Origin of the sequence: Limnoraphis robusta BA-68 BA1 (assembly GCF_034932365.1) — a bacterium.
GTDB lineage: Bacteria > Cyanobacteriota > Cyanobacteriia > Cyanobacteriales > Microcoleaceae > Capilliphycus > Capilliphycus robustus.
This window is the reverse complement of sequence record NZ_JAYGHR010000020.1, coordinates 23088-36696: the sequence shown is the minus strand read 5'-3', so window position 1 is coordinate 36696 and position 13609 is coordinate 23088. Positions and strand designations below refer to the sequence as shown.

General features: G+C 39.0%; 6 protein-coding genes. All 6 read left to right on the top strand.

From position 1 onward, the window contains the following. The first annotated feature begins 579 nt into the window (after window positions 1-579). Window positions 580-3759 carry a helicase-related protein gene (locus VB836_RS10080; protein WP_323219237.1) on the top strand — a complete coding sequence of 1060 codons (3180 nt, stop codon included), beginning with the start codon at window positions 580-582 and terminating at the stop codon, window positions 3757-3759. Window positions 3760-3773: 14 nt separating this feature from the next. Further along, window positions 3774-5456 (top strand): DNA methyltransferase family protein, encoded by a 1683-nt coding sequence (locus VB836_RS10075; RefSeq protein ID WP_323219236.1) that lies wholly within the window; start codon window positions 3774-3776, stop codon window positions 5454-5456. Continuing rightward, window positions 5428-6783: a hypothetical protein gene (locus VB836_RS10070; protein ID WP_323219235.1), complete on the top strand. Its 1356-nt coding sequence runs from the start codon at window positions 5428-5430 to the stop codon at window positions 6781-6783. The genes VB836_RS10075 and VB836_RS10070 overlap by 29 nt, the downstream gene beginning before the upstream one ends. Before the next feature lie 104 nt (window positions 6784-6887). Then, window positions 6888-7265, top strand: a complete 378-nt coding sequence (locus VB836_RS10065) for a GxxExxY protein (RefSeq protein WP_046282166.1) — start codon at window positions 6888-6890, stop codon at window positions 7263-7265. Between the two features lie 156 nt (window positions 7266-7421). Further along, window positions 7422-7826 (top strand): EVE domain-containing protein, encoded by a 405-nt coding sequence (locus VB836_RS10060; RefSeq protein WP_323219234.1) that lies wholly within the window; start codon window positions 7422-7424, stop codon window positions 7824-7826. Window positions 7827-8440: 614 nt separating this feature from the next. Continuing rightward, window positions 8441-13588: an SdrD B-like domain-containing protein gene (locus tag VB836_RS10055; RefSeq protein WP_323219233.1), complete on the top strand. Its 5148-nt coding sequence runs from the start codon at window positions 8441-8443 to the stop codon at window positions 13586-13588. Window positions 13589-13609 lie beyond the last annotated feature (21 nt).

Here is a 13609-nt window from a genome sequence, read left to right as displayed (position 1 = left end):
CTCGTTATAATTAATGTATATAAACAATAAAATTGTACAATAAAAACCTAATATAGCGGTGTGCGCTCGTATGAGGTACAAACCAGAAACCCGGTTTCTGCTAGAAACCGGGTTTCTACCCAATCGGTGCTGTACCTCACAGAACTGAAAACTGCTATATATGACTGCAATTTCGTAAAAACTTATGACGCTTGAGAAAATAAAGTTGTACACTAAATGAGAAGCAGTGTAAATCAATGGGGCAAAATTAATAAAATAAAGTTGTACACTCTAACTCTGGCGCTTGTGATAGAGTTAGAGAATCTGGCACTTACCTATGGTCTCTCAGTTTGTATGATCGCTCTTTCTTGCAACCACTAAAAAGCGATCGCCCTCTTGCCGCAAGCCACCCCATCATTGGTGTCATTGCCAAAGCCAAGGATTGCTCAGAGGGAGGAACCCTGCTCTAGCTCTCTTTTGTCACTCTCCGACAGCAAAAAAAGAGCTAACCCACCCTACAAATAGCGCCTATGCGTAAGTCCTGTACTTGTTTCTAATAACACAGTTGTTAGAGTTACCCCTTTTACAAGGAAAGGCTAAATGATATTAGACAATGAAAAACATCTGAAAGTCCATGAGTGGATTGTTGAATATACAGAAGAAGGCACTATTGATATCGTTACAGGCTATTTCACGGTTGGGGCTTTAGCTTATCTTTCGCAGCAGGTTAATCAAAAAATTGCGAAGTTTCGGTTGGTACTGGGAGATATTGTTAACTTAGATCAAGTCGATGATCGTCCCTTAGATTTGCTAAATGAGAATATTACGATAAAGGCGGCATTGAATCTTAGTCGTTTGGCACAGGAAGCCGTTATCTTTTTAAGACAAGACAAAGTTACAGCAAAAACTTTAGAGCCGAATTTTTGTCATGCTAAGTGTTACTTGTTTGAGCCATCGAAGAGTGATGATCGCAACAAATACTTTATTTCAGGTAGCTCGAACCTGACGGAAGCAGGGATTGGCTTAAAACATACTAATAATCTGGAACTGAATATTGCTGAGACGGGAAACAGTAACCAATATAAAGAGTTAGTCAAATGGTTTGAGTCCCTCTGGAATAAGCCTCAAGCTCACAAAGAAAAAACAATTTTGGCTAAGGATGGCACGAGTAAAAAGATTGATTTTAAGCAATATTTAATTGAGGCGATCACTAAAATATTTATTGAATATTCACCAAGGGATATTTACTACAAAATTTTGTTTGAGCTATTTGGCAATCAAATTCTGGAAATTGAGAACGATCCAGAGTTTAATCGTCAAGTGGGAAGGTTAGAAAATACGGCTGTTTTTAATGCTCTGTATGATTTCCAGAAAAAAGGTGTCCTGAGTTTAATTCGGATGCTTCAGAAATATGATGGGGCAATCTTAGCGGACGCGGTGGGTTTGGGTAAAACTTGGAGCGCTTTAGCAGTGATAAAGTTTTTCCAGATGCAGGGGCGTGAGGTGATATTACTTTGTCCGAAGAAACTGGAGAATAACTGGAGACGCTACAAGGAAGATCAAGCCTCTAAGTTTGAATCCGATAAGCTCAAGTTTTTTCTGCGCTTTCATACGGATATGAGTAACTCTCGCTTAGAGTCCTACACTGATCGCGGTGATAAGTTCTTTTGTAATGATAAGCCTAAATTGATTGTCATTGATGAAAGCCATAATCTCAGGAATGACAAAGCCAATCGTTATAAATTTCTGGTTGAGCAGATTTTGCAAAAAAACCAAGATGTCAAAGTTTTGTTGATATCGGCAACACCGATCAATAACTCTCTAAATGATGCCAGAAACCAGTTTAAGTTAATGGTGCAGGGGAATGTTCATGGCTTTGAAGCAAAACTAGGTGTCAGAAATATTGATTATTCTTTCAAACAGGCACAGACAGTATTTAATAAATGGCGCAAAGAGAAAAATCATAAAATCGGAGACTTCATTAAACAACTCTCAGGTAACGATTTCTTTAGATTGACCGATTCTCTGCTAGTAGCAAGAACTCGCAAGATGTTGGAAAGTCAGGATAATGACTTAATCTTTCCTTTTAAAAATAAGCCCGTCAATTTATTTGTGACCCCTCACCAGCTTGGTAACTTTGATACTTTTGAGGAACTGTTTGACCATTTTCCACCGATGTTGTCAGGCTATCAGCCCGCTTTTTATGCAGATGATGGCTCAGAGAAGAAAAAGGATATTTTGCGAGATGAAAAGCAGCGCGATCACTTTCTCGTACAAATGATTTATATCCTCATGGTGAAGCGTTTAGAGTCTTCTTGGTTCTCTTTCTATTCAACGGTTGAGAAAATTAAGAATCATCATCAAAATGCTTTAGATAAGATTAAGGCTTATCAAGCAAGCAAGGCAAAAACTGTAATCTTAGAAAATGATGCGGAAAACTTGGATGATGATCAAAATGACGATGAGTTTACAGAAGCGGTTGAGCAGTATACGCTAGGCAAAAAACGCCCGATTAGTATCGCCGAAATTGATCAAGCTGGGAACTTAGACAAGTTTAAAGAGGATCTGAAACAAGATTTAGATGCTCTAGATAAGCTTTCGGTCAACTTACAAAAATTTGCTGTAAAACTTGACAAAGAAATTGCTCCAGCTTCCAAGAAGTCGGATCGGCTAAAATCCTGTGATGATAAGTTGAAGGCTCTGATTGCAGAGATTCTCAAAAAACGTAAGTTGGGCGCAAATAACCATAATCGCAAGGTGGTAATTTTTACGGTCTATCGAGATACGGCGGAATATCTGTTTAAACAGCTTCAGGCTAGAGGATTTGAGGAGATTGCGATCGCATCGGGGACAGGCTCTTACTCATCAGATGATAGCAATCGCAAACAGTCTATGGAAGCGATTCTCGAAAGATTTGCACCCTATACCAAACTGTTTCGTGAAAAAGAATGGACTTTTGAATCTGACAAACAAGGGTTAGAGGCTTTTGCAGAATGGAAAAATTGGATTAAAGAAAACCATCCTGAAACTCACCAGAAGTTAACTAAGCCCATTGATATCTTGATTGCTACGGATGCCCTCAGCGAGGGGCAGAACTTGCAGGATGCCGATATGGTGATTAATTACGATATCCATTGGAACCCTGTGCGGATTATTCAACGGATGGGACGGATTGATCGCTTGGGTAGTCCAAATGAGCAAATTTTCGGGATTAACTTCTGGCCCTCAGACAATATTAATTCTTACCTCAATCTGCAAGGAAGGATTGAGCAACGCATGGCGGCGATGAAGTTGGCTGGCTCTGAGGTCGATCATCAGTTTTCGGATAGCTTTGCAAAGATGGCTCATGATGAGGATTTTGATCGCAAGATGAATGATCGCATGATGGAGCAAATGCTGATCACTTGGGATGATATCGAGGTAAGCGATCAAGGGTTAGGCTTTGATAGTTTGTCTTTGGAGCGCTATCGACAGGATTTACTTGCTGAGTTTAATCGGCATAAGGATAAATATCGCCAGATGCCCAAGGGTGTTTATTCGGGATTGGTGGGAGATATGGCGACAGGCGATCGCAACGGGATTGTGGCTTTGCTTGGTTATCCTGCGAAGCCATCAAAGAAGCTCGATCATCAATATCAGGTGTTTGACTTGATTTATATCGACAAGTCGGGCAAGTTGGTTTTAAACAATCAAAAAGAGGTTTTAGATTTTCTGACTGTAAACAAAGACCAAGAGCGATATATAAGCGGAATCAAGAAGGGGAGAAGGCTGGCAAAGTAACTCTGTTAAGGGATGTGAGTATTAGCAATATTCACGCGGCACATGAAAAAATTATTTTTGGGAATAAGAATTTTAAGGGTTTAAAGATTGATACGAGTAAAGTTAATAGTTTTAAAAAGTTGTATGACTATTGGCAAATAGTATTTTCATTACAAGCTTTAAATAACCAGTTTTATGCTGATTTACAAGGGTGGTTTTATTATGCGTCGCAGAAGATAAAACTTCCTTATAGACCTGAATATTTGCCAGACAACGAAAATATCAAAAACTTTTTGGTGCGTTTGCTTGCTCGAACTATGTTTTGCTGGTTTATTAAGGAGAAAGGATTGATTAAACCTGAACTTTTAGAGCTTAGAGACTGGGATGGTCAGGTTTATCCTTTGGTTAAAGATTTTGAGGATGATAACTTTTTAGAGTCAAATAGCTACTATCGTGGCATTTTACAAAATATCTTTTTCAATTCATTAAATCAAAAGGATAAAAAATCGCTCAAAGATTTTAAATGGACTAAGTATTTACATTCTGATTTTCAGGTTGAATGCTTTACCGAAATTCCCTATTTGAATGGCGGTATTTTTGATAAGTTGGATGAAGATAATGCCAAAGAAAGTATTGAAGATACGGTAATGCGTGTACCTAATTTTCTGTTTTATGGGATTGAAACAGAAGAAATGGTTACTAAGGCTAAGGGTAAGGCTAAAGCTAAAAAAACTGATATTACTAAAGTTTATCATAAGGGATTAAATGAAATTTTCAAGTCCTATAAATTCACTTTGGAAGAGAATACGCCCTATGACGAAGATATTGCTTTAGATCCTGAGTTGTTGGGTTTAGTCTTTGAAAACCTATTGGCAGAACTTGATCCAAATTTGGAAGAGAGTACGATCAAGAGTATCCGTAAGCAGACAGGGAGCTATTACACACCGCGTAAGGTGATTCAGGAAATGGTGAATGAGAGCTTGTTTATTTATCTTAAAAAACATACTACTCCTGAGAATGTGGAAATCCTGAAAAAATTGGTCTATGAGAATATCCTAGATAATGCGAACGATGCTTTTTGTGAAGGTGTGGTTAATGGCATTGATCGCTTCAAGGTGCTTGACCCTGCCTGTGGTTCGGGCGCTTTCCCGATGGGTGTTTTGCATCGTTTGGTCGATATTTTGAAGTTGGTTGATCCAGATAATTCCAAATGGTTACGGCTAAAGTTACAACCTGTGGATGCTAATTATCGAGATGAGTTTGAGAAGACACTCAAGCAACATTTAGATGATTACAGTCGTAAGTTAGGGATTATTCGGGATAGCATCTATGGCATTGATATTCAGCCTTTGGCGGTACAGATTACGAAGTTACGCTTTTTTATCTCTTTGCTAATCGATCAAAAGGTTGAGAAAGGCATTACACCGATGCCAAATATTGAGACAAAGATTATTTGTGCAAATAGTCTCAAAAATATTCAGCCAGATTTATTTTCGTCTGATGCAATTCCCCAGTTAAAAATCGCTAGACTCAAGTATTACAAGCCAGATTTGTCACTTGAGGAGAAAAATTTAGTTGTCGAAGAGATTGTGACAGTTTTAGATGGTGCTTTTTCGTCTTTTAGTAAAGAGATAACTGGTAAACAGATCACAGGACAAAATAAGGAATTATTGCGTCATTGGTTTACCCATGCGACAGTGGCTGCTCCATTTTTTTAAGGCAACTGTAAATACGGCGATTATTATTTGTGAACGCAATACGTCAAAATCTTTTAATCAGGATCATGTTTGTCAGATGGTGGATATGACTAATGTGAGTGTTCATGATAGTTATAGTCGGTTTGTGGAGTTGTTGGGACTGGCGAGGGGAATTACTTTTGACAAGGTTAAAGAATGTGTGAGTAATGAGGAGTATGGGATTTATTATTATCCACAAACTTTGATTAAGACTAATAGAAATTTGCCGTTTTTTGTGGCTAGTCCTAAGTTGTTTGCTTTGATGAATGATAGTAATGATCCTGATTGTATGCCAAAAACTATTGTACAGGAAATTGGTGGTAAAAGGGTAACTGTACGCAAGATTGAGATGAATGGGAAAGAGATTGAAGTAGTGAAGTTAGGGGATATTGCGGATGTAAAGGTTGGTTTACAAACTGGTGATAATCAGGCTTATTTATTCCAAAATCCTGATGCAAGGGGTAATTATCGCAGTATTGAAGATTTTAGAAAGTATTTGCTGACTGAGGAAGATTTAGACAAGATTAGAAATAATGAGAATTTGCGTTTAGAGGTGATTAATAAAGGCATTTCTAAAGATGATTATTCAAGTCAAAGATATTTTGGTGGGCGTTATATTGTTCCTTATGATAAGGGTGGTGAAAGTGACTCAGATGATGGCTGGATGCCAAACTATTTTGTTCCGACTAATTATTTTATTGATTGGAGTGAGTGGAGTGTAGGTAGATTGAAAAATTATACTGTCGCTCAAAGAATTAGAGAATATAAAGAAGCAACATTAATAAAGAGTCATTATGAAACAACTAATGCGGCTGTTATCAGAAATCCTGAGACATATTTCAAAGAAGCAATAACTTTTTCTCCTACAGGAATTTATGCTCCTACCTTTAGAATCCATTTACCTAGTGTTTATGATAAAGAAGGATCTTGTATATTTTGTGACTTTATAAATGTAAATTATCAAATAGGAATATTTTCCTCAAAACTTACTAAATATCACCAGAAGAATACTCTTAATGGAACAGTTCATTCAATGTCTGGTGATATTATGGAAATGGCTTTTGTACTAGGGAACAATTCCAAATTAATAGATGCAGTTTCTAAGATTATCCAAAAACAAAAAACTAATCCACGTTATGATTATGCCAGTCACGAACAGATAGAAATAGATAAATTAGTCTATGAAGCCTATGGACTTAACGCCGAAGATATTGCCGAAGTTGAAAATTGGTATGCGCGTAGATATCCAAAGTTATCGCAAGCTCAGAAAGCTAACCTGCGGAAAAAACAACACTTGAACACGGATTGAGGGGATTACACAGATTGCACAGATTTTTTGGATTTTAGGAGATTGAATAGATTAAAATCAGTGAAATCAGCGTAATCCGTATAATCCGTGTTCAGAGTTTTATTATGACCTTCAAACACCAAGACATCACCCAAAAAATCATCGGCGCATCATTTGAAGTCCATAAATTTCTTGGTAACGGCTTCCAAGAAGTAATCTATCAACGCGCCCTAGCCTACGAATTTCATCAAGCAGGATTAACATTTGCTAGAGAAATAGAACAACAAATCTATTACAAAAATCTACCCGAACCAATCGGCACACGCCGCGCTGATTTTGTAGTCGAAGAAAAAATATTAGTCGAACTTAAAGCCACCAAGCAACTAGAAGATGTCCACTTTGCCCAAGCCCTAAATTACCTCAAAGTCTATAAACTCGAAGTCGGACTATTAATTAATTTTGGAAGTAAAAGCCTAGAATTTAAAAGACTAATACGAACATAAACATCTGAACACGGATTAGACGGATTACACTGATTTCACAGATTTTAATTGTCTATTACTGTAACAGATAACTTAATCCGTGCAATCTGCGTAATCTGCCTAATCCGTGTTCTAATCTGAGTAATCCCCTTAATCCGTGTTCAGAATTTAATTAATATGAACTACTGGCTAGTAAAATTCGCACCCTTCCGCTACAGTTGGCGAAAAATCCTATTACATGGAAAATTTGAAATTTATTCCGTCCGCAATCCCCAAGCACGGAATAACCTCAAAGCCATGCAACTAAACGATGAAGTCTTGTTTTACCATAGCCAAGAAGGAAACAGCATCATGGGTAAAATGAAAGTAATCGTCACTGCCCATCAAGACCCAACCACCGATGATCCCAAATGGTTAAGCGTCACCTTTGAGCCAGTAGAAACCTTTGAGAAACCAATTACATTAAGCCAGATAAAAGAAACTCCTGAATTAGCAAATATCGGCTTAGTCAAACAGCCAAGACTCTCAGTAATGCCATTAACTAAAGGCGAGTTTGAGTTGATTATAAAATTAGAAAATTAAAAAGTCAGAATCGCGGATGATGCGCTGATTACACAGATTGCGTTTAGCCATCTGATTACTTCACCCAGATGGTTAATACAAGCCAGTCTCCAGAACTTGAGCTTCTGGAAAACTGTGCAAGTAAAGTTTACTTCCTTAGTCTACAGCTTTGTTAGGTAGTGTACAACTTTATTGGCTTTTTACAACTGTTGTTTTAAAATAAAGTCGTATACTATAAATAGCTAAAATGCTATGTTTCTCGTCTCCTTGCATCAAGGTTTAATAAATAAACTTGTCTACTGACTTAAAGACTCTCGGTCGTTGCGAGGTTTCTACATGAAAATAAAGTTGTATACTGACTAAATGCCTTATGTGACTTCGGAACTGCGTAGGCGATCGCCGAAATTCTTGCTGTTGCTTGCATTAACTGACACGCATGGCGATCGCTGCTTTGTTTAGGCTGACTGTCAATGCTACATTGGATAATGGCTGAGAACTGGAGGTAGCAGGAGGATAAAGTTGTTGGTCTGGCCTTTTCAGAATGGGTGTTAGCTACTGAGCTTAATTGAACTAACAACTTTATGTAGTCCTACAGGACTCGTCTTTACACAATATTTTGGTGGAGGAGTTAAATTGTGAGTACAATTCGAGGCTCAGTTTTTCAGGATAGTATTACCGCTAACGGTATTTTTGACCTCGGTGAAGGTCTTCCTGACGTTACAGTAATTCTAGTTGGGCCAACAGAAGATTTAGATGGGGATGGTGAACCTGATGATTTAGATGGGGATGGTGAACCTGATGGAGAACGACGAACAGATTTAACGAATGATAATGGTAATTATGAGTTCACAAATTTGCCAGCAGGGGAGTTTACTTTAGATCAAGAGACGATTGATCGTTTCAGTGAACCTGTAGGAGTTCCCTTAGCTATTACGACAACGGACGATCCAAATGAACGGATTGATGTTAATATTTTAAATTTCCCTATTCCCAATCAACCTCCAATTGCTGTAGATGATACCGCTACAACCAATGCAGGGACACCTATTTCCATTGATGTTCTTGCAAATGACTCAGACCCAGACAATAGCCCAAGCCCCTTAAGTATCACTGAAATTACAACAACTCCAACGAATGGAACTGCGATTATCAATGATAACGGTACGCTCGATGACACGACTGATGATTTCATCGACTATACCCCTAGTTCAGAGTTTAGCGGTGCTACTTTTACCTACACTATTACCGATGGTTTAGCTACCGATACAGCTAATGTTACTATTACTGTTAACGCTGTTGAACCGCAACCTACTATTCCTACTACGTTAATCGTCACAACAACCGAAGATGAAAATGATCCTGAACCTCTAACAGACCCTTCTGATCTCTCTCTACGCGAAGCTATAGAATTAGCAAATAGTAACCCAGACTCGAACACAATTGAATTTGATCCTAATGTCTTTGCAACTCCTCAAACAATTAATTTAAGTTTGGGACAATTAACAATTACAGAAAATCTAACGATTAATGGTTTGGGTGCTGATCGAATCACAGTTGATGCAAATCAAAATTCTCGCGTTTTTAATATAAATGATGGTAATAATGACGAGAATAAACAGGTTGAAATTAATGGATTGACTATTACAGGTGGCAGAACACCTTTTGCATTAGAACTGGATGAAAATTTAGCTACAAATTCAGAACCGGGTGGTGGAATTTTCAGTGCGGAGAATCTCACTGTAATTAATAGTCGGATTTCCGAAAATACAGCAAGTGGTGCAGGTGGGGGGATTGCCAGTAATGGTTTTGACAATTCAACAACAATAATTAATAGTACAATTTCTGAAAACATAGTTCTTGCAGTATCTAGTGAAGTTTTTAGCAGTGGTTTTGGAGGTGGAATTAGTGCCAGTAATCTAAGGGTTAATAACAGTACAATTTCGGGGAATAGAGCAGAGATTGGTGGTGGAATAGAAACTTCAGGTGCGGTAATCAATAACAGTACAATTTCGGGAAATAGAGCAGATAGTCGTGGTGGTGGTTTGGCTATTTTCTTCCAGGAAGTGGGTTTCCCAGATGGTACTCTCGTTATTAATAACAGTACAATCACTCAAAATAGTGCGACATCAGTAGGAGGGATTAGTAGTCAGAATATAAATTCTCGTATTCCTATCAATAATTCAATTATAGCTGGAAATACAGGCAGTGCATCTTTAACTGGTGGTGCTTCAGTAGATCTATCGGATGAAGTTCAAGGAAACGATAATTTAATTGGCATTCCAGATGGTTTGTCTCTTGATGATATTCTTGATGTTGAGTTAAGAAATAATGGGGGTTCTACTGCAACCCATGCGTTAGTTCCGGGTAGTCCGGCTATTGATGCAGGTAATAATGATATTGCTAATCAAAATGAACTTATAACAGACCAACGAGGAGACGGGTTTGACCGAATTGTTGATGGGAGTGGAAATGGTGAAGCAGTTGTTGATATTGGTGCATTTGAGGTACAAGAACCACAAGGCTTAAGTACCTTAACGGGAGCCGTTTTTGAAGATGTAAATGGTAATGGTGAATTTGATCCAGGCGAAGGTCTAGAGGGTGTTTTAGTTTTCATAGATACCAATGAAAATGATTTACCAGAGGAGGGAGAACCGCAAACACCAACGGGTGCTGATGGTTCCTATACATTCTTTAATCTTCCTGTTGATACGGTTACTCTCAATCAAGTTTTACCTGAAGGTTTTGTTAGCGAAGATACTCCTGCTGAGATTCCTCTCATCGCCAATGAAACAGTTTCCTTCAATATCCTAAATGTTCGGCAAATTCCCGGTTTAGGAAGTATTCAAGGGGTGAAATTTAACGATCTTTTTGATCAAGATGGCAATTTTGATCCAGAAGATGGAGAAACCAGAATCCCTGATGTCCCAATCTTCCTAGAGTTGATTAGTGAAAATGGAAGGGAAGTTATTCAAGAAACAATAACAGATAGTGATGGTAGCTTTCTATTTAATAATCTAACTCCAGGGACTTATGTTGTTCGAGAGGAACCACAACTCGGTTTTACACGCACAACCCCTCCACAGGAAATAACTGTTTCAGCCGATAGCGTTACAGAATTTGATATTGGAAACCAAGCAGAAGCAGTTGAAACAGGTAGTATTACAGGGGTTAAGTTTCAAGACGATTCCCCAACAAATGGAGTTCAAGATCCAGAAGAGTTGTTACTTTCAGGATTTACAATTTATGTGGATTTGGATGGAGATGGACAACGAGATGAGAATGAACCTTCTGGTATTACCGATGAAAATGGTAGCTATTCTATCTTAGATGTTCCAGTTGGAGAGTGGGTACTTCGAGAAGATTTAACAGAGGAACAACAACTTGAATTTCTTCAAAGTCTTGATGGAGTTCCAGTTGAAGTTACCGCGAGTGAACAGCCTACGACTGCTAACATTGGTAACGTTCCACGAATCCCTGAAACGGGTACAATTGCTGGTGTTAAGTTTGAGGATTTGAATCAAAATGGTATTCAAGACCCCAACGAAGATCCATTACCCGGCTTCACAATTTATATAGATAGCAACAATGATGGTATCTTCAATGATGGTGAATTCTCAGACTCTACAAACAATCAGGGTGAGTATCGTTTTGATAACCTAGATCCAGGAACATACATTGTCAGAGAAGTTCAACAGCCAGGTTTTATTCAAACTTCTCCAAACTCTGAAGCTGACCTCACAGTTGAAGTTATTGCTAATCAAGAAAGCATACTGAACTTTGGTAACTTTCGAGAAGCATCACCGGAAACTGGTCAAATTAGCGGAACGAAGTTTAATGATGCGAATGACAATGAGAATTTAGATCCGGGAGAACAGGGTATTGGTGGAGTAACAATCTACCTTGATCTCAATAACAACGGTCAGCTAGATCTTAACAGCAATGATCCTATTAATAATGAACCCTTTGTATCTACAGGAGCAGATGGTTCTTATGAGTTTGTAGATTTAACACCGGGTTCGTACTTCGTTCGCGAACTGCTACCCCCTGGTTTTGCACGTACAACTCCCGACGAAGAACCCATTACAGTTTCGGATGGAGAAAATGTATCTTTTAATATTGGTAATGTTGAATTAGGGAGTATTCGAGGAACATTTTTTAATGACCTCAATGCTAATGGTATTCGGGACTTAGATGAACCCGGACTGCCAAACTTTCCTGTATTTTTAGACTTAAATCGTGATAATATTCCGAATCCAGAAGAACCGACAACTATTAGTGATGTCGCCGGAAACTATCTATTTGGTAATTTATTTCCCGATACCTATAGTGTTCGCCAAGTCAATTCAGGCTCTTTTCTCCCCACTTTAACTCCTAATCCTATTGTCATTGAGTCAGGTAGTGATGCTGTCAATGCTCTTAATGTTAACTTCGGTAATGGTCTTCCAGGTATTTTAGGCTTCAATGAAGCAAGCTATCGAATCAATGAAGATGGGACATCGGAAATGGAAATTCTGGTGACTCGCACAGAAGGAAGTGTTGGTGAGGTTAGCGCTACGGTAGAGACTGCTCCCGGTACAGCAACACCAGGATTAGATTATAATCCAACGCCTGAGCCTCAAACTGTGACTTTCGCCAATGGAGATAGTGAACCCAAATTAGTTACGATTCCTATTGTAGACGATCCGTTAATTGAGCCTGATGAGACAATTATTCTGAATCTGGTTAACCCTACAGGTGGTGCAACATTAGGACGCCTTCCCGAAGAAACTCCCTCCGTTCCTGATATTCCCAGTAATAGTATTTCTGGTGTTGTGTTCAATGACCTCAATGCTAACTCTTTACTTGATATAGATTCAGTCACAGAGATACCAGATGGACCTTTAGGGGATGCTACAGTTTACCTTGACTTGGATAATGATAGCAGTCGCGATGATGGTGAACCAACGACTACAACTGACTCCAACGGAAACTTTATCTTTCTGGATTTACCACCCACACCAAATATTGACCCTGTGACGGGTTTTGCTCCCACAGAAGATGCTTATGTGGTTCGAGTTGAACCAACAGATGAACAACCAAACTTAACGACTCCGGTTCTGGCGATTACCTTGGCTGCGGGTGAGGCGGCGCAGGTCACAGCAGGACTTTCGAGTGAATTTCCATTCCCCCCCGAGAACCAATTTGCTCAACCAGATGGTGGTGTTGACGAAAATGCCTTAATTCCAATCAGAGGCTTCGCTCCGTCCCCATCTGTAGATTCCGATTCATTTAGACAAGCAACTTTGACAATTAACGCTAGCGATGTGGGTGTTCCGCTCGATCTCAGTGGGATTGAAGATTTAGAACCTGTTAATAGTCTTGACTCATTCATTAACGCGGGTGTAGAGATTTCTGATAACGCCCTTGGAATTGTCAGTTTTGAACAGGATGGTAGTGGAAACTTTATGGATGCCGATCCGTTAAATAGCAACGCCATTACCTACGATCAGGGAGATTCAATTATCCTTAACGTTCCGGCAGGATTTGAGCAACAGTTCTCATTCCGTTATGCTTCCCCCTTCTTCTCCGGTCATACGGTCACAATTTACGATCAAGTCAATGGAGGAGGAACACCTTTGGTGGCTGCAACACAATTGCCCGAAACTAATGATTCGGGTGATACTCCAGGTGCTTATGAAATTAGCGCTGAACCCTTTAGTGTTGGTTTTGACGGAATTGCCCGTTCTGTTGTTATCGGAAGCCAAGCCGATAAACTGGTTTTCACCGATCTGACTTTTGGTTAATATTTCGCTCTGAAGGGATCA